The organism is Cupriavidus sp. 01L415, assembly GCF_056400065.1.
In genome coordinates this window covers 73,918-95,766 of sequence record NZ_JBFTSP010000009.1, presented here as the reverse complement: position 1 = coordinate 95,766, position 21,849 = coordinate 73,918, and the positions used below count along the sequence as shown (strand labels likewise).

Annotated in this window: 16 protein-coding genes; 4 read left to right on the top strand and 12 right to left on the bottom strand. The window is 65.1% G+C overall.

Annotation, left to right across the window (positions count from 1 at the left end):
- Nucleotides 1-13 precede the first annotated feature (13 nt).
- The 8 genes from AC1DOX_RS16160 to AC1DOX_RS16125 all read right to left on the bottom strand — a co-directional run bounded on the left by AC1DOX_RS16160 (nucleotide 14) and on the right by AC1DOX_RS16125 (nucleotide 12,076).
- Nucleotides 14-1,537 (bottom strand): MFS transporter, encoded by a 1,524-nt coding sequence (locus tag AC1DOX_RS16160; protein WP_441618454.1) that lies wholly within the window; start codon nucleotides 1,535-1,537, stop codon nucleotides 14-16.
- Between the two features lie 25 nt (nucleotides 1,538-1,562).
- The gene (locus AC1DOX_RS16155) at nucleotides 1,563-2,741 is read right to left on the bottom strand and encodes an HlyD family secretion protein (protein WP_441618452.1); all 1,179 of its coding nucleotides are present in this window, start codon (nucleotides 2,739-2,741) and stop codon (nucleotides 1,563-1,565) included.
- Nucleotides 2,738-4,285: an efflux transporter outer membrane subunit gene (locus AC1DOX_RS16150; RefSeq protein WP_441618450.1), complete on the bottom strand. Its 1,548-nt coding sequence runs from the start codon at nucleotides 4,283-4,285 to the stop codon at nucleotides 2,738-2,740. Before AC1DOX_RS16150 ends, AC1DOX_RS16155 begins: the two co-directional genes overlap by 4 nt.
- Before the next feature lie 167 nt (nucleotides 4,286-4,452).
- Nucleotides 4,453-5,466, bottom strand: coding sequence for a LysR family transcriptional regulator (locus AC1DOX_RS16145; RefSeq protein ID WP_441618448.1), 1,014 nt, complete (start codon nucleotides 5,464-5,466; stop codon nucleotides 4,453-4,455).
- A gap of 263 nt (nucleotides 5,467-5,729) precedes the next feature.
- On the bottom strand, nucleotides 5,730-6,929 hold the full coding sequence (locus AC1DOX_RS16140; protein WP_441618446.1) for a polysaccharide pyruvyl transferase family protein: 1,200 nt from the start codon (nucleotides 6,927-6,929) through the stop codon (nucleotides 5,730-5,732).
- 65 nt (nucleotides 6,930-6,994) lie between these two features.
- Nucleotides 6,995-7,204 carry a hypothetical protein gene (locus AC1DOX_RS16135; RefSeq protein WP_441618444.1) on the bottom strand — a complete coding sequence of 70 codons (210 nt, stop codon included), beginning with the start codon at nucleotides 7,202-7,204 and terminating at the stop codon, nucleotides 6,995-6,997.
- Nucleotides 7,205-7,308: 104 nt separating this feature from the next.
- On the bottom strand, nucleotides 7,309-8,694 hold the full coding sequence (locus tag AC1DOX_RS16130) for an FAD-binding oxidoreductase (protein WP_441618442.1): 1,386 nt from the start codon (nucleotides 8,692-8,694) through the stop codon (nucleotides 7,309-7,311).
- A 121-nt stretch (nucleotides 8,695-8,815) separates the two neighbouring features.
- Nucleotides 8,816-12,076: an ATP-binding protein gene (locus tag AC1DOX_RS16125; RefSeq protein ID WP_441618440.1), complete on the bottom strand. Its 3,261-nt coding sequence runs from the start codon at nucleotides 12,074-12,076 to the stop codon at nucleotides 8,816-8,818.
- Nucleotides 12,077-12,394: 318 nt separating this feature from the next.
- Here AC1DOX_RS16125 and AC1DOX_RS16120 point away from each other — a divergent pair, with 318 nt between their 5' ends.
- Both AC1DOX_RS16120 and AC1DOX_RS16115 read left to right on the top strand, forming a co-directional pair.
- Nucleotides 12,395-12,826, top strand: coding sequence for a phasin family protein (locus tag AC1DOX_RS16120; protein ID WP_441618438.1), 432 nt, complete (start codon nucleotides 12,395-12,397; stop codon nucleotides 12,824-12,826).
- 218 nt (nucleotides 12,827-13,044) lie between these two features.
- A complete protein-coding gene (locus tag AC1DOX_RS16115) occupies nucleotides 13,045-13,731 on the top strand; it encodes a hypothetical protein (protein ID WP_441618436.1) in 687 nt (228 codons plus the stop codon).
- 77 nt (nucleotides 13,732-13,808) lie between these two features.
- Here the strand turns inward: AC1DOX_RS16115 and AC1DOX_RS16110 are convergent, their stop codons facing one another.
- Together AC1DOX_RS16110 and AC1DOX_RS16105 are read right to left on the bottom strand one after the other, a co-directional pair.
- Nucleotides 13,809-14,825, bottom strand: a complete 1,017-nt coding sequence (locus tag AC1DOX_RS16110; protein ID WP_441618435.1) for a cysteine synthase A — start codon at nucleotides 14,823-14,825, stop codon at nucleotides 13,809-13,811.
- A gap of 107 nt (nucleotides 14,826-14,932) precedes the next feature.
- The gene (locus AC1DOX_RS16105) at nucleotides 14,933-16,039 is read right to left on the bottom strand and encodes a CapA family protein (protein ID WP_441618433.1); all 1,107 of its coding nucleotides are present in this window, start codon (nucleotides 16,037-16,039) and stop codon (nucleotides 14,933-14,935) included.
- Nucleotides 16,040-16,253: 214 nt separating this feature from the next.
- Here AC1DOX_RS16105 and AC1DOX_RS16100 point away from each other — a divergent pair, with 214 nt between their 5' ends.
- Both AC1DOX_RS16100 and AC1DOX_RS16095 read left to right on the top strand, forming a co-directional pair.
- A complete protein-coding gene (locus tag AC1DOX_RS16100; RefSeq protein ID WP_441618431.1) occupies nucleotides 16,254-16,460 on the top strand; it encodes a DUF6494 family protein in 207 nt (68 codons plus the stop codon).
- Between the two features lie 216 nt (nucleotides 16,461-16,676).
- A complete protein-coding gene (locus tag AC1DOX_RS16095) occupies nucleotides 16,677-17,702 on the top strand; it encodes a patatin-like phospholipase family protein (protein ID WP_441618429.1) in 1,026 nt (341 codons plus the stop codon).
- Here the strand turns inward: AC1DOX_RS16095 and AC1DOX_RS16090 are convergent.
- Complete coding sequence (locus tag AC1DOX_RS16090; RefSeq protein ID WP_441618427.1) at nucleotides 17,683-18,369, bottom strand: HD domain-containing protein; 687 nt, start codon at nucleotides 18,367-18,369, stop codon at nucleotides 17,683-17,685. The genes AC1DOX_RS16095 and AC1DOX_RS16090 overlap by 20 nt on opposite strands.
- Before the next feature lie 4 nt (nucleotides 18,370-18,373).
- Nucleotides 18,374-21,784 (bottom strand): adenylate/guanylate cyclase domain-containing protein, encoded by a 3,411-nt coding sequence (locus tag AC1DOX_RS16085; RefSeq protein WP_441618425.1) that lies wholly within the window; start codon nucleotides 21,782-21,784, stop codon nucleotides 18,374-18,376.
- Nucleotides 21,785-21,849 lie beyond the last annotated feature (65 nt).

Here is a 21,849-nt window from a genome sequence, read left to right as displayed (position 1 = left end):
GCGGGGTGGGCGCTTATCGAATCACCTTCTGGACCAGGCTCACCGCGATGGCCACCAGCGCCACCACCGCCAGCGCGCGGAAGTGGTCGAGGTTGGCCAGCAACGCGGACTGCTGCACCATCACCTGCGCGATCTGCGCCGTGGCGAGTTCCGCGGCGCGAATCGGGTCCATCGAGGCGGAGAGCGCGGCCGTGTAGCGCGTGTGGGCCTCGTGAAACTGCGGGCTGCCAGGATTGACTGCGCCATGCAGCGTGCTGTAGTGCAACGCCGTCAGCCACTGCTGCCCGACGGTGGCAATCGTCACGCCCAGCGCCTGGCCCATCTGCCCCAGCATGTTCTTGGTCTGCTGAGCGTTCGAAAACACCGACTCGTCCTGCGTGACGCCGTTGAAGGTCTGCATGGCCGTGACGGGGACCAGTGTCATGATGAAGACCCCATAGAGCGCGAGTGCGGGCAGCACATGGCGCCACAGGTCGGGGGCGGGCGGGAGTCGGCTCATCAGCCAGGAAGAGGCCGCCAGCGCCAGGAAGCCCGCGACGAAGTACTTGCGCGGGCCCGGCCAGCGCGGCAGCAGGCGCGACATGACCCACCAGGTCGCCACGGCGGCGGCCAGGCCTAGCGCGTAGAACTGCCCGGTGGTGGACCATGAGTGCCCCAGCGAGCGCTGGAGAACAATGGGCAGCAGGTAGCCATTCGAGCCGAGCGCGACATAGCAGAACGTAAAGAGCGTCAGGCCGCTCAGGTAGCGCGGCTCGACCAGGCTGCGCAGTCGCAGCAGCGGCCGGTCGCTCCTGGATTCCGTCCAGATAAAGGCCAGCAGGGCGCTGGCGCCTGCCATCGCGCCAACAACCAGCCAGAGGCGGTTGGCGTAGAAATCATAGTAGGACCGCTGCAGCACGAACAAGACCAGGAAACTGCCCGCCGCCAATGCGGCAAGCCGCAGCGGATGCGCGTCGGAGCGTTGCGCCGGCGCCGTCGTGTCATCGGGCAGGATGCTGGTGGCGGGGAGCAGCGCCACGGCGGCGGCTGCCACCAGCCAGAAGATCAGCGGCCAGCGGTCCCCGGTGACGATGGCCGAGGCCAGCCAGGGCGCAAGCGCCATGCTGCCGCACACGCCCGTGACCAGCGCCTTGATGCCGGTGAAGCGCGCAGGGCTGGGCGGAATCAGGTTCACCGCCAGCCGCGATGAGGTGACCATGCCCGCACAGCCCAGCGCCATGACCATGCGGCCGACCAGAAGGGCGGGATAGCTGTCGGCATTCGCACACAGGACCGCACCGAACGCAGCCACGCAGAGCGCAGCCTGCACATAGCGGCGCCATCCCACGCGCTCCACCATCCAGCGCTGCAGCGCGATCACGACTACGGCCACGCTGGCGTAGGCCGCCGCGATGGTGCTGTACTCCTCGGGGCTCGCACCGATCTCGCCCATGATGGGGGCGGCGGCGAAGGCCACCATGCCGTTCTGCAGGAAGTCGATCGCGGTCAGCGCGCCAATCGTCAACAGCAGCAGGCGCGGGGGGGTGGCAGGGCTCATGCTCTCTCCTCCGTTGCGTTGCCGCTTACAGGTTCTGTTCGACAATGTGGCGCACGAATTCGTCCGCGCGGGCCATTTCATCGGCGAACACCGTGGTGCGGTAGTTCTGGCCAGACGCGTCGATGGCGACCAGCCGCTTGCCGTCGCGGGAGCGCGTATCGACGGAGACCTTCATCGACAAGCCGATCTGCAGCGGGTGGGCCGCCACTTCGGCCGGAGTCAGCGCGATGCGCACCGGCACGCGCTGGACCACCTTGATCCAGTTGCCGGTGGCGTTCTGCGCCGGCAGCAGCGCAAAGGCACTGCCGGTGCCGGCGTCCTGCCCGATGATGCGGCCGTGGTACACCACGCCATCGCCGTACAGGTCGGTGGTCAACGTCACCGGCTGGCCCAGGCGGATATCGCGCAGTTGCGACTCCTTCAGATTGGCCGTGACCCACAGGTGATCCAGTGGCACGACGGACATCATTGGCACGCCGGCGCTGACGCGCTGCCCGACTTGCACCGATCGCTTGGTGACCACGCCACCCACCGGCGCCGGAATGCACGTGCGCGACAGCGCGATGCTGGCATTGCGCACCTGCGCGGCAGCCGCTTGCACATCGGGGTGGGAGTCCACCGAGGTGCGCTCGACCAGCGCCTGGTTGCGCTTGAGCTGCTCGGTGGCCATAGACAGCGACGCACGGGCGGCTTGCACGGCGTGCGTGGCGTGGACCAGTTCCTCGCCCGAGATCGCACCACTTGCGACCAGCGCCGAGCGGCGTGCCATGTCTTCCCGGGCCCGCGCCAGATCAAGCGAGCGCAGTTCGACGTTGGCCCGGTCCTGGCCAGCGGTGGCGAACTGGCCGCGCACCTGGCGCACCGTGCGGGCAAGCTGGGCCTGCGCCGTGGCAAGGGCGAGCTGCGCATCGACGCCATTGAGTTCGACCAGCGTCTTGCCGGACTCGACCAGGTCGGTGTTGTCGGCGAGGATTGCGGTGACCACGCCGCCTACCTGCGGGGTCACCTGCACCACATTGCCTTCGACGTAGGCGTCTTCCGTCGATACCCAATGGCGACTGTATTGCAGCCAGTAGCCGGTTGCGGCGGCGAGAGCGATGACGACCGCGGCCGCGGCGGCGATGCGCCAGCGCCGTGCCGTCCGGACGCCGACCGGTTCCGCCGGTACGTCGATGGCTGATTTGGGTTGGCTGGCGGGGTTCATGAGGCGCTCCTTGTCGCCGCGCCCATGCCGTTGGCGGGCGTGGCAGCCACTTCGTATCCGCCGCCGAGGGCGCGGATCAGTTCCAGGTGCAGCGTGCGCTCCTGGGTTTGAATATCGATCAGCAATTGCTTCTGCTGCAGCACCTGGCCTTCGGCCGATAACACCTGCAGGTAGTTGCCGACGCCGCTGCGATAACGCGACACGGCCAGGTCGTAGGCTTCCTGGGTCAGCTGCAGCGCCTCTTTCTGTTCGCTCGCGCGCTCGGCCAGCCAGCGCAACGACACCAGCTGGTTGACGACGTCGTGCAGGGCGGTAATCAGCGTGGCGTTGTACTGTTCGGCGGCGGCATCGTATTCCGCCTGCGTGACGCCGAGGTTGGAACGCAAGCGGCCACCGTCGAAGATTGGCAGCGAAATCGCCGGGCCGATACCGAAGGTGCGGCTGCCCGCCATCAGCAGGTCGGACAGGCTCAGGCTCTGCAGGCCGGCAAATGCGGTCAGGCTGATGTTGGGGTAGAACTGCGCCTTGGCCGCCCTGATCTCGTGGCTGGCCGCCTCGACCCGCCAGCGCTGCGCGACCACATCCGGCCGGCGCCCGATCAAATCGGCCGGCAGGGAAGCCGGCACTGCTGCCGCGTAGCCATCGCGAAGCTGCGGGCGGCGGATATCGGCGCCGGCATCCGGGCCGTTGCCCGCCAGCGCGGCCAGTTGGTTCTGGGTTAGCGCAATGATCTCGTTGATCGCGGCCAGGCGCTCGCGCGTGGCCGGCAGTGCGGCTTCGGCCTGCTTCATGTCGAGCCGCGAATCAAGTTGCGCATCGACGCGCCGGCGCGTCAGGTCCAGCGTGTTCTGACGCTGGCGATAGGTCTGTTCGGTCAGCGCGCGCTGCGCATAGGCGGCGTCGAGCCTCAGGTAGGTCTGCACCACGGACGTCGTCAGCATCAGTCTCGCGGCGTGGTAGTCGACTTCCGCTGCGCGGGCGCGGTCGAGCGCGGCGTCGAACGTCGCCTTGTTCTTGCCCCAGAAGTCCAGCTCGTAGCCGAGGCCGAGCTGCACGTCGCTGGACCACTTCCAGCTGCCTGCGAGCGGTGGCGGCGCCAGGCCGTTCTCGCTGAAGCGCTGGCGCGTGCTCGTGGCGTCCAGGTTGACTTGCGGAAACAGCGCGGATTTGGCACCGCCCGCCAATGCATAGGCCTGGCGAACGCGCGCCGCGGCGACGCGCAGCGTCGGCTGCCCGGCCAGCGCCGCCTCGACCAGCGCATCGAGCTGCGGGTCGCCAAAGTCCTGCCACCATGCGCGCCTCGGCCATGCTGCCGGCGACACGGGCGTGGCGCCGAGCGATGCGGTGGCAGCAAGGCGGTTCGCGTCATCGACCGTGGCCTGCGTCTCCAGCCCCGTCATGCTGGCGCAGCCCGTCAGGAACATCGCTGCGCCGAACACGCTCAGTGCGCTCAGCACGCCCAGTTCACCAGGGTGCCGCAACGCCGGAACGGTCCAGGAGGATGCTTCCGGAGACAGCCGAAAGTCGCTGAGGGGTTGCGTCATGATCGCTGCGGGTGGTGGCGGGAATGGCATCACCGAACCTGCATCGAATATTTTCCGAATGGACGGCTTGGGGAGAATCCTAGACTTCGGCGTGGGATGCCGGTAGTGCCGTCACGGTGCGCAGTGTGTTGTCGCCTTGACACCAATCGCGCGGTCAGCTTGAGGCGTCACAGCGCCGGATCGGCGTTAGATTGGCCAAGGCAATCCAGATCGAGTGCGCGGATCTCCGTGGTCATGAAGTCGATGAAGACGCGAGTGCGGGTTGGCAAGTGTTGCCGGCTCGGATAGCAAACGTAGTGCCCCCGATCGCAGTGCGTGTGGCAGGGCAGTGCCACGACGAGGTTCTGCGACGCGATGTGCTGGCGGACCTGGTAGCCCGGCAGCAGCGCCAGACCCCGTCCCTGCAAAGCCGCCTGCAATACCAGATCGAAATTGTTGAAGGTGAGACGGGCCGCGGGCAGATATTTCCGCGACAGCCCATCGACCTTGAAATCCCATTCGAGCAAGCGACCATTCCAGAGACGGAAGTTGATGCACGTGTGGTCAGGCAGATCGTCCGGCGAATCTGGAAGCCCGTGTGTTTCCACGTAGGAAGGCGCGGCCACCAGTGCCATTTGCATCGGTATCAGCTGCTTGGCGATGAGGCTGGAATCTTCGAGATGCCCACTACGGAACGCGACATCGACGCGGTCCGAGGCAAAGTCGGTGAGCCGGTCGTCGAGCAGAAGGTCGATGGTGATGTCAGGGTAGGCCTTCGCGAACTTGTCCACCAACGGCGCCACGACCTTTCTGCCGAATCCGACCGAAGCGCTGATGCGGACCAGGCCACGCGGCGGGCCCATGCGCTGCTCGAACAGGTCGTCCATGGCATCCACCATATGCGTCACTCCCCGATGACAGTTCTCGAAGAAGCGCCGGCCTTCGCGCGTGAGTGTCGTGGTGCGGGTGGTGCGAAGGAACAGCTGCGTGCTGAGTTGCGCCTCCAGTTTCTGGACACTGCGACTGACAGCGGAACGCCCGATACCCAGGCGTTCGCTCGCCTTGGCGAAGCTCCCCGCGCTGGCCACGGCCATAAACGCCATGATGCCCGCGTAGCTCGTGGCAAAGCTTGCTGACAACGCGTCAGCGCGATTTGGCAGGCTCAGGTGAGGGCTGCGTTCCAATACTTCCGAATTGTTCATGTTGCGTGGGATGTTCGATGCGCGTCCAGGTTCTCTGCGCACGCTCATCAAATAACTGACTGGTCAGATACTAACGACGCATGAATTCGTCGTAAATGGGGACGGACGTCACATTTATCGCTTCAGATGCACCATGCGTCCCACAGAGGCAAATGCAATGGTGTGTTGTGCTTTTGGCACCGCTGCCATTGCGCGTGGGAATGCAGCGTTGAGATCCAGCGACGACTGCGTCGCTTTCTTCCTCTGCATCGGCAGGTGCCGGCTCAGTCACCATGTGCCGACTGCAAGCTCGCACGGCACGCACTGACGAGTTCGCTGGCCAGTCGCGCGCGCTGAAAGGGGTCGCTTGCCATGGCCTGATTCACCCCGTCAGCCATCGCCTCAATTGGTACTGCTGCAGGGCCACCAGCCGTGTCCCAGGTGGACCAGAAGGCAGCCTGCTTGCTGGTATCAGGGCCTTGTCCGGGACGCAGCAGGCCAAGCCCCGGCACGCCAAAGGCATTGGCGACGATGCCGCCATGCAGGCTGCTGCCTGCATAACAGCGGCTATGCGAAATCAGCGCGCAGATATCCCACAGGTTGAGTGACTCAAGGAGTGCGACGGACATATCGTCCAGCCGCGCCGCAAGCCTCCGGTAGCAGGTCAGGTCGTCGTGCCACGGCGCCGCGCCGGCACGGAACAGCACGACGCCGAGACCGGTGGAACGCGCGATGCGTTGGAGTTGCCCGGCAAGCAGCGTCAGCGTCTGGTCGTCGCCAAATTCGGCGGCGAACTGCATGGCGAGATAACCGTGCGGAAAGGTCGCCAGCAGGGCCGCCAGTTCGCCACGGTGCCATCGGCTGTCAATGCGCGTGCCGAACAACTCGCGGACCATGACGGCGGGGTCGGGCACCAGATGACTGAGCACCCCATGCGCTGCCAGCATCGCGCGGGTCTGCCGGTCCCTGACGCTGACATGGGCGGCGGATCTGAGCTTGGTGACCACTTCCTCCTGCATGGCCCGGTCAAGGCGATCGAATTCGATGCCGCCTGCGGCGTGATAGATCACGCGCCTTGTGTTCGGGAACAATCCGGCCGGCAGCAGGTAAGGCGCCAGATCCGGCAGCCCAAGCAGGTCGCGCGCCCACGCAGTGAGCTCCGGCGCGCGGGAATCGAGCCGGGCGATGATTGACCGGGCTGGCTCTGTGCCAAGGAGCATGATGGCCGCTTCCCACGCATGACAGGTCAGGATCTCGCCGCCCACGTGGATGATGTCGACCGCGGCGTCGCCTGCAGCGGCGGCCAGACGCGTGATCGCGTGCACGCGATGTCCACCGTGACCCCTCAGGTCGCGGTCAGCAAGGCCGGCGTACAACAGGCGCCGGTCGGCCAGCAGGCGTCCCATCACTTGCGCCAGCAGGAGGTCGCCGAAGTTATGGCGGTCGAAGGCGCCGAACAGGACGGCGGGACAGTCGGGATTCATCGAGGCGTAATCGGAGGTCCACACGCCTTCTTTATAGGTCTCCCGCAGGGCCTGGCCTAACGCAACTATCGCAACAGATAAAGCGAAAACTGCCCGCCGTTCGTCGGGAAGGCTGCGCCAGCCAATTCCCCCAGCGCTTCCATTGCACCCGTTGCACCCGTCGCAGCTAAGCCACCCATCGATATGCCGCCGGCACAGTCCACGCCGCTTTCTGCGTCAGCGCAGGCAGCGAGCAGCACCAGGGCAGCGAGCCCCGCGCAAACCAGCTTGCTCATGAACATCTCCTCGCGATTCCAGCAGGCAAGGGGAGTGGGAATCGCCGGGAATCAGGGCGGCGAGTCCCACGGTGACGTCAGCAGGTGCAACCTTCAGCCCACGCTCAGGCGGGCCGGATGTTCTGATTCACGCGGAACAGATTTGCCGGGTCGTACTTGCGCTTGATCTCCGCCAGTTGCGCGTAGTTGTCGCGATAGGCGGCCTTCACGTTGTCATTGCCTTCGTCCATCATCATGTTGATGTAGCCGCCGCCAGCCGAGTGCGGGTGCAACGCCAGCCAGTAATCCTTGGCCCACTGCACGATGCGGTCGTTGTTGGCCGGGTCCGGATCGACGCCGACAATCACGCTGGCGAAGTTCGCATCGCGGTAGCTGAACGCGGTGTCATTGGGGCCCGCGCGATGCGCCGCGCCGTTGATGGGATACAGGTGCATGGTCGAGTGCATGGACGGCAACTGGTGCCCGTACTTGATGTGCAGGTCGATGGCCTTGTCGCTCAGGTCGGTCACGAAGTCGGCTTTCCAGTACCACTGCAGGCCGGGTGGATACAGCGCGTCGAACAGGCTCTGCAAGACCGGCCATGGAATGGGTCCGGCAAAGTCCACCGCTGGCGGCATGGCATCGCGAATCGGCTTGAAGCGCGCTTCGGCCTGATCGAGCGGGCCCGTGTAACACCACACCACGGCGCACATCTTCTGCAGGTGGACGGACTCGGGGAACGGCGGCCCGGGCGGCACCGTCACAAAGCCGAACCAACCGTTGATGTCCTCTGGCGCGGTCAGGATGAAATCGCGCCACCACTTCATCAACTCGCGCGCCTGATCCATCGGCCACAGCATCGGGCCGCCGTAGACCGTGCCGGCGGCATGGGCCTTGAACTCGAACGAGGTGACCACGCCGAAATTGCCGCCACCACCGCGCAGCGCCCAGAACAGGTCCGCGTTCTCGTCGCTGCTGGCATTGACCAGTCGCCCGTCGGCCAGGACGACCTCGGCGCTGAGCAGGTTATCGATCGTCAAGCCGTAGGCGCGGCTCAGGTAGCCAATGCCTCCGCCAAGCGTCAGCCCGCCCACACCCGTGGTCGAGATGAACCCGCTGGGCGTTGCCATCCCGTAGGCGCTGGCGGCATGGTCCACATCGCCCCAGGTGCAGCCGCCACCGACGCGAATGGTGTTGCGCTTTGGATCGACAAACACGCCTTTCATCGGCGACAGATCGATCACCAGTCCGCCATCACATGTGCCGAGCCCGGCGCCATTGTGCGCACCGCCACGTACCGCCAGCAGCATTCCACTGTCTCGCGCGGCGTTCACCGCCGCAATGACGTCCGCGACATCCGTGCAGCGCGCGATCAGTGCCGGGCGCTTGTCGATCATGCCGTTGTACACCGCGCGGGCCTGGTCATAGGCCGCATCGCCAGGCTGAATCAGTTGCCCGCGAAAATGCGCCTGGAGCGTGGTAGCGACGGTTTCACTCAGAGCACCTTCCATGGTTGCCTCCTGTCCGGTTGGTATGCAGGAGTTTTATCAACCTCGGCGTTTGGAAAGCGTTAGGCGCACCGTTATTTGCGTCAATCTCTGACGCCGCCGGCGCCGGGCGGCTCAACCATGACTAACGCGCGAATAGCGCGCGCGCCCGGACGATGTCGGGCTGGTCGAAGCCTTCAGTGAATCGGGCGAGCGGCGACTCGACCACCCGGCGCGCGCCGATGCCCTCCCGGGGCTCGCGCAACGATGCCAGCGACAGCGCGGTGCGCAACTCGAAAGGCCGAGCCCCTTGGGCGGTGGCGATCTCGATGGCCCTGACCAGCGACGACTCGGCTTCGGCGAGATTGGCGCTGCGGTGCAACAGCAGCTCGCCGCGCAGGCGATAAAGCTCCGCGTCCAGCCAGTGCTCCCCGGTGTGCTCCGCATGATCGAGCGCCTGATCCAGCGCCGCAAGCGCGGACTCGGTCTCGCCGACGTCACCCAGACATTCCGCCAGCATGCCGAGATACAGCGGCAGCCGCAGGCGCGCCCCGGTGGCATGAAAGCCGTCGATCGCCGCCTGCATTGCCGCCACGGCGCCGGCGCTGGGCGACTGCTTCGCGTTGGCCCAGGCGAGCAGCACGTCAGCCCAGGCGAGGTAGTACCCGACGTGGTACTGATCGGCGATCTCACGCGCCTGTCGGGCGTAGTGAATCGTGAGACCGTGCTCCCGTCGCAGGGCGTGCTGCGTTGCAAGGTAAGACAGCGCCAGCGCCTGGGAGAACGGGTGCGCCAGGCGGTTTGCCACCTCGAGCGCGTCGCGCCCGCGCCGCAAGGCCTGATCGGCGAGCCCGGTGAACCAGAAAGCATGGGCCGACCACGCGGCGGCCAGTACGCCGAAGTTGCCGCCCATCAGCGACACATGCTCGGCGTGCTGGCTTTCGTCGTAGGCGCCGAGCGCGCGTTGATACGCTGGCTCTGCCGCCACCCAGTCGCCCTGCTGGACCAGGCTGCCCATGATGTTGGTCCATGCCATCGACGTGTAGGTACCCGACCCCGCAGTGCCCAATCCCGCGATGACTTCCTCGCTCAGGCTCCGTGCCTGGGCAAGCTCCGCACTGACGACGAGAAAGAAGGCAAGGCTGACCTGGGCGCGCGCCTGCTGACCGAAGTCGCCCGCCTGTTTGCTGAGTTCCACGGCGCGCCGCAGCGGCATATCGAGTTCCGGTGCCGCCCAGCCACGGGAAATCCGGATCGGCGGGGCAAGGTCGAGTTGCAATGCCAGCGACTGCCGCGCGCGCTCCTGTGGATCGACGATCTGATCGGCTTGTGCCAGCCCGCGCTGCAACAGCGCGATGGCTTCATCATAGGCGTACACACTCTGCGCAACACCGGCCGCGCGCCGATAGAAAGCGGCCGAATCGGTTGGCATGCCCGCCTGCTCGTAGTGCGCGGCAATCTGCGCGCTTGCCGCGTCGACATCGTCGCCCGGCGCCTGTTCGAGGGCGCGCGCCACGCGTTGATGCAGGCGGCGGCGTTGCAGCGGGCTGACCTCGGCATACGCCACGTCCCGGATCTTGTCGTGGCTGAAGTCAAAGGCGACGCCTCCGCTGTCTGGCTGGCGCACGATGCCTCGTTGCCAGAGCTCGTCCAGCGCCCCGGTCAGGGCGTCCTCGCGCACGTCGCTCGCCTGGGCCAGCACACCGGCGGTGAATGCTCGCCCGATGATCGCCGCGACGCCGACGATATCGCGCGCGGCAGGCGACAGTTGCGCCAGCCGGTTCGAGATCACCGTGTACACCTTGGGCGGCAACTTGGGGACCGTGCCGTGCGGCGTGCCGCCCGCCGTTGCGGTGTCCGACCGGGCGCGCATCATCTCGACCGTGAACAGGGGATTGCCTTCGCTTTCCTCGAATAGCCGGGTTGCCTCCGCATCGCCCAGCGGCCGATGGATGATCTGGGCGCCGATCTTCGCGGTTTCGGCGGCATCCAGTGCGCCCAGCAGCATCTCGGTGAGCTGGTCGTCGCGCCGCAAGGCGTCGAGCAGCCGGCTGACGGCGTGCAATGGCGTGATGTCTTCATGCCGCGCTGTTGCAACCACGAGGAGCTTCGCGTTCACGTCGAAGCGCATCAGGAAGCGCAGCCATTCGAGGGTCTCCGCGTCGCACCATTGCAAATCATCAAGCAACAGCAGCAACGGCCCGTCTTTCGCCAGCACGGCACGCGCCAGCGCTTCGAAGAACCGCTGGCGCTGCCAGTATTCGGTGAGCGGGGAGGGCGGCGGCAGGCCGGGTTGCTGCGTCAGCAGTTCCGGCAACAGGCGTGCGACTTCGGTCAGCCACAGTCTGTCAAGTCCGCTCATCGCTTCGTACAAGGCGGGGCTGCGCAGCCAGCCGGTGACCGGCGCAAACGCGACCTGACCCTCGGCCGCGTACGCGCGCGAGTGCGTCGTGGTGAAGCCTTGCCCGGCAAGGTGCACAAGCAATTCCTCCGCCAGACGCGACTTGCCGATGCCGGCTTCGCCCGAGATCAGGGCGAACTGCTTGTCGCCAAGCTGGCTGCGTTGCCACACTTCGAGAAGCCGTCGCCATTCTTCGTGGCGTCCGATCATCGACAGCATGGGGTCCCGAGTGCGTCGACGCTGCGTGGGCGCGGCCTGTGCAGCAAGGCGTGCGTAGGCCTCGCGCAAGGCTTCACTGGGCGCGACCCCCAACTCGCGCGTGAAGGTTTCAACGCAGCTGCGATAGGCGCGCAACGCGGATGCGTGATCGTGATTCAGCGCATGCAGGCGCATCAGCGCCATATAGGTCGGTTCGCGCAATGGGTCGAGCCGCTGCAACTGCTGCGCGTGCTTCAACGCCTTGGCGTAGTCGCGTCTGTCCTCGCTCAACTGGCTCGCCCGCACGAGCGCCGCGATGCACGCTTCGCGCAACTGATCGCGCTGCGGGGCGATCCATTCATCGAAGCAACTCGCCAGTAGGTCGCCTCGATACAACTCCGCGGCATGCGTCAGGAGCTCTTCCTCGGTGGCGGTGTCGTTGAGGCTTGCGGCCCGCGCCGCGGTGGCCAGGGCCGCCTGAAACTGCGCGACATCGACATCGAACGCGGAATCGGGCAGCCATCGCACCATTTGCGCATCGGCGTGGACGAAGCTGGCGGCGTGCGGCCACGCCTTGCGCAGATGAAACAGGAGCTGACGCAATGCATTGCGCGCCTGCGCCTGGGAGGAATCGGGCCAGAACAGGAAGGCGAGTTGCTGGCGCGTCTGCGGCGCGTCCCGATGCAGAATCAGATAGGCCAGCAGCGCCTGCAAGCGCGGAGAGTTCGCGTCAGGCATCGGCGCGTCGGCGCCGTCGAGATGGAAGTCGCCGAGCAGGCGGACAGAGTAGCGAGTTTCAGGCGCCATGCTGGTTATCGACGGCAACGAAGCTGGCCACGCCTTCGAGTTTGAGCATGGTTCGGACAATCCGGAGGGCAGTTCTGTGATCTTCAGTCTAGTGCGAACTGCGCTTGCCGCCGAAGCTCGTCGCAGGGGGCGAAAGCGAATCCGTTCGATGGTTCCGGGGCCGGAAAGTGCGCTGGGCATCTCAGTACACACGCAGTTCCCAAGTGCCGTGCGGCAGGCGCTACACTCAGGCTACCGCGCGGCAATTGGGCAACACCATCCGTCGTCCGGCGCGGCCCCATTTCTCGGCTTCCCTTACCCACAGCAAGGAGATGCGTCATGGCTACATCGCCCAATCCGTTCACCGATTTCACCAAGTTGCTAGAACAGTACAAGCTCCCCGGCGTAGACATGGCTTCGGTGATCGAAGCGCGGCGCAAGGATATCGAGGCCATCACGGAGGCCAACAAGGTTGCCTACGAAGGTATGCAGGCACTCGTGCAGAAGCAGACGGAGATCCTGAGCAAGGTCATGCAGGAGATCCAGTCCGCTGCGCAGCAGATGACCTCGGGCGGCAATCCGGCCGAGGCCATGGCCAAGCAGGGCGAGTTCGTGCAACAAGGCCTGCAGACGGCGTTCAACAATATGCGCGAACTGGCGGAGATGGCGCAGAAATCGCAGGCCGAGGCGCTGGCCGTCATCACCAAGCGCGCGGAGCAGAATATCGAAGACGCGAAGAACCTGATGAAGGGAACGGGCAAGTCAACGTAGACGATGAACGGTGTCGACCGTGGACACCGGGCTCGCCTGAAACCTCCCATGTTCCAGGCGGGCTGATTGAGCGGCTGCGACAATCGCAACGATCGTAGTGTTGCGGAATCGCAGCAGTCCACGCTTTCCTTATCCAGCGCGGGCTGGCGGGTCATCCGCTATTTGGAGCCCGACAATTCGACGTCCAGTCCAGGATCTGAATACGACAAAAGAGGGGTGTGAACCCCTTCTGTCGTGATCTATCCTGCGCGCCTTCCCTCATTGTCTTGCAAGATTGCCGCAGCCGTTGCCCGCAAATTCTTGCTTACATCATCATCGTGAAGTCTTTTCTCTTTATTGGCCTCTGCCTGTCGAGCGCATCCGCGCTTGCTGCGTCGCAAGTCGTGCTGGAAACCCCCGTGACCTATGCGGCCGGCGCGGGAGTGGTCGAGCAGGTCAAGACCGAATGCCACATCGAAGACATCCTGGCAAATCGCGTCGGAGAAGTCCTGCGAAAGCGCAATAAGGGTGGCGCGGCAACGATTGAGGCGGGTGCCAATCCCAATGGGGCGCAAGTTCTCCGGCTGAAGATCACTCATGTGCTCGGCATCGGTGGTGGTGCCTGGACGGGCCCGAAGGCCATTACGGTGGTCGCCGAGTTGCTGGAGGACGGCAAAATTACTCGGCAGACCAAGGTGAATCGTTGGTCCGTGGGTGGCTTCTGGGGGGCTTTCAAAGGGACCTGCTCGATCCTGGATCGCAGCGCGATCTTCATTTCCAAGGATATGGCCCGATGGATCAAGGATCCGTCCTACGTGGTGAAGGATGAGGGCCCACCGAAGGAGGCTACGGCGTCCGAACCGCCAGCGTCCGAATCACCAGCTTCCGAGCCGGCCGCCGAACCTGCGGACGCGACGGCAGAGTAGTCCCTGACCGCTGCCGGGCGGTGCGGCGCGCCATCCGTTTCGGTGTGGCGCGCCTCGATCAATCCAGTGGGAAGGCATCACACCGGCGTACCGCCGTGGTGACGGGCGACCGGCAGCTTCGGCGTCAACCCTTTGGCCGCCAGCCACTCCGCGTTGAACAGCCGCGCGGCATACAGATCTCCGCGGTCGCAGAGCAGGGTGACGATGGTGTGGCCCGGGCCCATCTCGCGGGCGAGCCAGGCGGCGGCCGCGACGTTGATGCCCGATGAGCCGCCGAGCCAAAGCCCCTCCTCGCGCAACAGCCTGTAGACCATGTTGACGCAAGTCTGGTCGTCAATCTGGACGGCATCGTCGATCAAAGTGTCGGCCAGATTGGCCGTGACGCGGCTGGAGCCGATGCCTTCGGTAATGGAATTGCCCTCGGCCTTGACCACTCGATGCTTGACGAAATGGTACAGGCCGCTGCCCATCGGGTCCGCCAGCACGATGCGCACGGGCGGATTGCGTTCCCGTTCCTTCAGGTAGCGAGACACCCCGGCCAGCGTGCCGCCGGTGCCGGTGGCGCAAACAAAGGCATCGATCTTGCCCGCCGTGTCGTGCCAGATTTCCGGGCCGGTGGTTTCATAGTGGGCCTGGCGGTTGGCCAGGTTGTCGAACTGGTTGGCCCAGATGGCGTTGGGGATCTCCTGGGCAAGACGCCCGGCCACCTTCTGGTAGTTGTTCGGATCTGCATAGGGGGCCGCCGGCACCGGACGCACCTCGGCGCCGAGCAACCGCAGGCGCTCCATTTTTTCTGGCGACTGCGTGTCGGGAATCACCACGATGCAGCGATAATCGCGCGCCGCACAGATATGGGCCAGGCCAATGCCGGTGTTGCCGGCGGTGCCTTCCACCACCGTGCCGCCCGGGTTGAGCAGGTGGCGTCGTTCGGCATCGCGGACGATGTAGAGCGCGGTCCTGTCCTTGACAGAGCCGCCGGGATTGAGGAACTCGGCCTTGCCGAGGATCTCGCAACCAGTCTCGGCACTGAGTCCGGCCAGCCGGATAAGTGGCGTGCGGCCAACCGTGCCGATGAAACCTTCCCTGACGTCCATAAGCCACTCCCGGTGCCCCAACTGAGCGGGGTGTCACCCAGAGTGATAGTTCGATGACGAAGGAATAACAAGCGGCGCGCAGAAAACTGCACATTGACGCCGTGTCGTCACCATTGCAGAAGCAGGGCGCCGGTGTCGTCCTGGATAACCTGACCACCGAACTTGCCGTTCTCGTGGACCAGGGTGGTGCGAAGCCACGACACGCCCTCGGCCGGCGCGTGACGCAGGCGCAGATGGTGGATCTGCATCGGCACCGCTGACATTTCCAGCAACGCACCGGTTTCGGCGTCAATGACCGGGAAGTACATCAGCGCCAGGTCCGGGCGAAAGCGCTCGTGGCCGCGGATACCTTCATAGTCATTCAGGAAATCGCCGCAACCATAGAGAATGAGCCGGCCGCGATGGACCTCCATCCCTCTGACGTGATGGGAGGAATGGCCGTACACCAGATCGGCTCCGCCTGAATCGATCAGGCGATGGGCGAACGCGCGCTCGTCGTCGCCAACCTCGAAGCCCCAGTTCGAGCCCCAGTGCAGCGAGATCACGACGATATCGCCGGCACGTCGTTCGGCGGCCATGCCCTGCCCGATTTCGTCAGCGCGCTTCATCGAGATATCGGGCAGGAAGTTGAGACCGCCTTGATGTGGCGTGGCGGCCCACGATGGCGGCACGCCGCTGCTTTCGGCCGCGTAGGCGTAGATCCGCAGCGCGCGGTTGTCGGCCAGCCCGAGCGTTGCCGGCGCGGCGGCGTCGGTTTCGTCCGCACCGGCGCCGCTGGTCCGAATGCCGGCGCGATGAAGCGTGGCGAGCGTTTCCCGAAGCCCTGCGCGACCCCAGTCCAGCACGTGGTTGTTTGCCAGCACGCAGCAATCGATCCGTGCGCTTGCGATGCATCCGACGTTGTCGGGATGCATGCGGTAGAGGACTTCCTTCCGGGCGCAGTGGTCGTCACTCGTCGTGACGGCGGTCTCGAGATTGATGATGCGGACGTGCGGCTGGCGGCTATCGAGCACCGCGAGCGCATCGCCCCACGGGTAGGTGGCATCGGCATGCGGTGGCAATGGTCCGTTCGCCTGTTCGGCCAGCCTGACATAGTCATGGGCCGAGCGGCAGTAGCGTTCATGGAGCTGCGGGGCGCACGGATGCGGCAGGATCTGGTCGATGCCTCGGCCGGTCATGACATCGCCGCAAAGGAAAAGGCGCACATGTTGCATGGCATCAATCCGCGGAACGTAGCGACACAGCACATCGACAACGCGCAGCGACGCAGCGAAGACGTTGCTGGATGCCTGTAGCGTAGCGCCGCCAAGGGCCGTCGTACATGCCCTGGAGGTGAGCACTAGAATGACCTGCAAGGCATTCGCATACTGGCGCCGTGATACGTGCGGCCCGGCCCTTGCCCCCTAGTTGTAGCCCCAGGAGAGCGCGATGAATGAAGAGACCTTCAATATCAGCATCCGCAAGTTCCTCAAGGTCGTCGGCGTGAGTTCGCAGCGGGAGATCGAGCAGGCGGTGGCGAAGGCGATGGCGGCCGGCACCATCTCCGGCACGGAGAGCTTTCCGGTTGCCGTCACCCTGAAGCTGGACGCCTTGCAACTCAATGTCCAGTTCGACGGAGAGATCCGGCTTGAGTGAGGCCGCGCGAGACAGCGAGTGCGCGCGCGTCTGGTGGTGAATGACGCGCTGCACACTACGCTCGCGTGTCACTTCTTCACTACACTCCTTCCATAACGCGCAGTTTGCGTGTCGGCCGCATGATCGGGACGGACTCCGTAAGTGCGGTACACGATGCAAAACGGAGCGCGACAGCGGGTGCGGACATGACGCACCCCGCCCAGCGGGAGCGTAGCGATGAACGGCAAGCAAGCAAAGCCTGTGGCCCTGGCATTGCAGGGAGGCGGCATGCATGGCGCCTTCACCTGGGGTGTCATCGACCGTCTGCTGGAAGACGGCAGGCTTGCCATCGAGGGCGTCAGTGCCACGAGCGCGGGTGCCATGAATGCCGTCGTGCTGGCCAATGGCCTGCGGCAAGGCGGCCAGAATGCCGCACGTCAGGCGTTGCACGAGTTCTGGCTTGCCATCGCGCAGTCGGCGGAGCGATACAGCCCTTTTCGTTGGGTCCCCTGGCTGAAGGGGACGCATAGCTTCGGCCTGAACCATTCGCCCTTGTACGCGATGGCCGATATGGCCCTGCGCGTGCTGTCGCCCTACCAGTTCAATCCCTACAACATGAATCCGCTGCGGGACGTGCTGGAGGGGCAGGTCGATTTCGAGGCATTGCGCCGGCAGTGCCCGATCCGCCTGTTTCTGTGCGCGACGAATGTCGAGACCGGCAGGATTCGCATCTTCTCCGGCGCGGACCTGTGCGTCGAGGCGGTCCTCGCTTCGGCATGTCTGCCGACGCTCTTCCAGGCGGTGACGATCGACGGTCAGTACTACTGGGACGGCGGCTATGTGGGCAATCCCGCCATCTTCCCGCTGATCTATGAATGCAGTACGCGTGACGTCGTGATCGTGCATATCAATCCGATCGTACGCCGGGGTGTGCCGACGACTGCGGCGGACATTCTTAATCGCCTCAATGAGGTCAGCTTCAATTCGTCCCTGATGCGCGAGATGCGCGCGATTGCCTTCGTGACCTCGCTGATTCAGCAGGGCAAGGTGGATCGGGAAGACATGAAGGAGATGCTGATTCACTCGATCCGCTCCGACGAGACCATGGCCGCGCTGGATGTATCGAGCAAGTACAACGCCGACTGGTCGTTCCTTTGCCATCTGCGCGATCTGGGCAGGACGCAGGCCGAAGCGTGGCTTGCGCGGACCTACGAGGATGTCGGCCAGAGATCGAGCGTCGATATCAAGGGGGAGTTTCTTTGAGTGGCGTTGACGCGTCCGGTGGCGCCGGCAGTGCGAGCCGCCACGCCAGGTTGCGGCGTGCGCGGGCTTCGTAGCGGGTGTGGAACGGCTCGGTGAGATAGATGCGCGGGCGCGCCAGAAGGGTGCCGAGGAAGGCGCGTTCGGCGCTGTCATAGGTCATCGCGTCGAGGTCGGGGCGCTCCGCACGCAGGTGCACGGCGTCACGGCAGAACCATGTGCGCGGATATCCCAGTACCGCAAGGTCGATGTCGACGGCAAAGCAACCGGTGGCATCGGCTGGCGGGCGGGTATGCGACGTGTCCAGGATCAACCCGGCGACGCGTTCCATGGCCGCGATCCCGTTCCCGGCCCAATGCCGGAACCACTCGGCGCTGCATCGTTCGTTGTCGCTGGCACCGGGGACGTAGATGACGTCGTGACACCACAGCGCGAGCTCCACGACGTCGGCGTCGGGGATGGCGTCGCGCGCCCAGTCCAGATCGCGCAAGCAGCGGCGGACATGCTGCAACGTGTGATAGTGCCGAGCTGGCTCGCCATAGCGGCAGGCGAGGGAGGCATAGACCTCCTCGGCGCGATGACCGCCGCAACGCGACCACAGCGCCAGAAAGCGGGCGCGCATCGCGTTCGCTGTCGGGTTCGCCAACTCCGGGCCGGGGGACTGTGGCATGTTGCTATGGCTGCAGTAAATCGAGTTCGGCTTTGGCCTGCTTCCAGTCGGCCAGGTCGAAGCCCTCGGTGAAGGTGCCGTGGATCGGCCCCAGGATCTCGCGCGCAGCGTCCGGCTTGCCCTGTTGCCGCCACAGTTGAGCCAGGCTCAGCGCAGCTTGCAGCTCCAGTGACCGGGCGCCTTGATGGCGCGCCACCGCGATGGCCTTCTGAAAACAGGCTTCGGCGTCGTCCTCCTTGCCGGACAACTGGAGCATCAGGTCCCCCTTCAGGCGGTGCAATGTGGATTCATCGAGTCGCTCTCCCTTGTCTTCCGCAAAAGCCAGGGCTTCGGCCAGAGAATCCAGACCTGCCTCGATTTGCCGCGCTCTTCCGCGGGCTTCGGCCAGCATGGCCAGCAGATTCGGCCGGCCCAGCGACGCGCCGGTAGCGGAATAGGCCGACAAGCCCTGATGAATCCGGGCAATTCCGTTCAGGGGGTCCCCCTGTTCGGCCATCTCCCATCCCTGCAGCACGGTTCCCCATGCCAGATAGATCGGAAATCCCTGTTCGCACGAGACCGCGATGGCTGCTTCGGCGTACTCGCGGGTTTGCTGTGGCTCACGGCGGCACCGATGGACTTCTGCGGCAAAGACCAGGCAGAGCGCGAGATTGACCGAGTCGGGGCGCTGCCGCGCCATGACGAGCGCCTCGTGGGAGCGCGTGCGCGCCAGATCCGGCAGGCCCAGATACCACAGGATCCAGCCCAGTGTGCTCATCGCGTGGACGGCGGGGTCTCGTCCGTATCCCATCAGGAAGTCATATAACGGCGTGTCCGGGCGCTGCAATGCAAGCACCTGTTCCATGTGGGAGCGCGCCACTTCGAACTGGCCCAGGCGGAACGTGGTGGCGCCGACGACGCGATGACCTTCCGCAAGCTCTTTGGGCTTCTGCGAACGCATCGCCATGCCGACCAGCCGTTTGGCCAGCGGCGCTGACACCTTGTATTGCGCCTGCAGTTGATAGAACGCCCACAGTCCGAGCTGCGCCGAGAAAAAGTACGAGTTCTGCTCGCCCTGTTCGCACAGCGAGAGCGCACGCCGGTAGGTGGCTTCGACCTCCGGGGAGGCCTGGCCGCGCATTGCCATCAGGATGGGACCGAGCGTCAGCAGCAGTGTGAGTTCCTGACGGGCTCGCTCCGGCGTATCGGGCAGGCGCTTGAGCAAGTCGAGGGCCGTGCCGAGATGCCGGATGGCCTCAAGCTGGGCGGAGCGTTGCAGCGCCTGCTGGCCGGCACAATGCAGGTATTCGACAGCCTTCGGGATATTGCCGCTGAGGCTGTAGTGGTGGGCGAGTTCGCCGCAGTAGTCTTTCAGTCGCCCGGGAAACAGGGTCTCGATGGCCTGGGCCGTGCTCTCGTGCAGCGCGCTGCGCCGGTCGGTCAGCAGCGAATTGCCGGCAACTTCCTGCGTGAGGGCATGCTTGAACGCGTACTCCACCTCCGGGAAGGCGGGGCGCTCGAAAATGAAATCCGCAGTCTGCAAGTCGGCCAGGAGCGGGCGCAGCCTGGCTTCGTCGAACCCGCTGACAAGCCGGATGAGACTCAGCGGAAACTCTTTGCCGATGATGGCCAGCGTTTGCAGCAGCTCCTTCTGCGCGAGGGGGAGCCGGTCGATACGGGCCGCGAGCACGCCCTGCACTGTGGTTGGAATGTGCAGCAGTGCGGGCGCCTGCTCGATGTGATAGCAACCGGGCTGGCCGAGCAGGGCGCCTTCCTCGACCAGGGTCTGGACCACTTCCTCCATGAAGAACGGGTTGCCTTCGGTCTTGTCGAGGACAAGCCGCTTCAGCGGCTCAAGACTGCGGTCATCCCCGAGCAACGCGGTGAGCAAGCCCTGGGCTTCCGCCGGCCCCAGCGGCTCCAGATGCAGCTGGGTGTAGCAGGGCCTGGCGTTCCAGTTATGCGAGTACTCGGGGCGGTAATTGACCAGAAGGACAATCCTCGCGTCTGGCACGTGGTCGATGAGGAGATTGAGGAAGGCCTCAGTTTCGCTGTCCAGCCACTGCAAGTCTTCGAAAAGCAGCTGGAGCGGCTCGTCGACGCTTTCCCGGACCAGCAGGCGCGCAATGGCTTCGAAGGTGCGCTGGCGTCGTATCGCCGCGTCCATGGTGGGCAGCGCGGAACCCGGATCGCTCACGCCGAGCAGATAGAGCAGGTAGGGCAGATGCTCTTCCAGGGAGCGCTCCAGCGTGAGCAGCCTGCCGGTTACCTTCTCGCGGCAGTTCCGCTCGCCATCCTGTGCGGTGATCTGGAAGTAGTTCTTCAGGAGCTCGATCAGGGGAAGATAGGCGAACGCCTTGCCGTGCGAGACTGAGAAGGTCTCCAGCACATGGCAGCCTCGCTGCGACCGGGCCTTGAACTCGTGGAACAGACGCGATTTGCCCACCCCGGCCTCGCCGCGCACGCCGACGATCTGCCCACGCCCTGACTTTGCCAGCGCCAGGGCGTCGTGCAGTTGCTGCATTTCGTCCTGACGACCCACGAACCGCGCCAGGCCACGGTGTGCCGCAACCTGCAGCCGCGTGCGCAAGGCCCCGAGACCCTGCACTTCATAGACCCCAAGCGGATCGCGCACACCCTTGACCTGCGTGGTTCCCAGCGCCTTGAACTCGAAATACCCCTCGGCGAGCTTGTACGTGGTGGGACTGACCAGGATCGAAGCCGGCGTGGCGACACCTTCCATCCGCGACGCAATGTGAATCGTATGCCCCACGGGATCGTAGTCGGTATGCAGGTTGTCCTTGCGGATCGAGCGCACCACCACCTCGCCCGTGTGAATCCCGACGCGAATCTGCAGCGGAACGCCCTGGTCGAGTCGCACCCGATCGCTGTGGCGGCGCATCGCCTCCTGCATGCGCAGTGCCGCGTACAGGGCCCGCAGGGCGTGGTCCTCGTGGGCAATCGGTGCACCGAACAACGCCAGGATGCCGTCACCGAGGAACTTGGCCACATAGCCTTCGTAGTGGTGCACGGCTTCCATCATCAGCGTCACCACGGGATCGATCAGGCGGCGCGCCTCTTCGGGATCGAGGTCCTGGATCAACGCCGTGGAGCCAGCCATATCGGCAAAGAGGGCGGTGATGGTCTTGCGTTCGCCGCCGGTTCCACCCCTGGCCTCCATGGCGGCCTGCTCGGCCAGGATGCGCTCCGCCAGATGGGGTGGCGTGTAGTGGACGGGGGCCAGATCCGCGGAACTGGCGGGCATGGCCGGCTCCGAACCGCCATCGGTCAGCGGGGCGCCACAACCCCGGCAGAACTTTGCGGTGGGGCTGGCTTCTTCCCCACAGCGCGGGCACTTTCGACCAAGTCTGGCTCCGCATGCCTCGCAAAAATTGGCGCCAGCGAGGTTCTCGAAGTCACATTCGGCGCAACGCATGTCGCCTCCCACCCGCTTCCCGCATCGGATCATTAGACGCGTGATCGGGGCGGCTAGCAAGACAG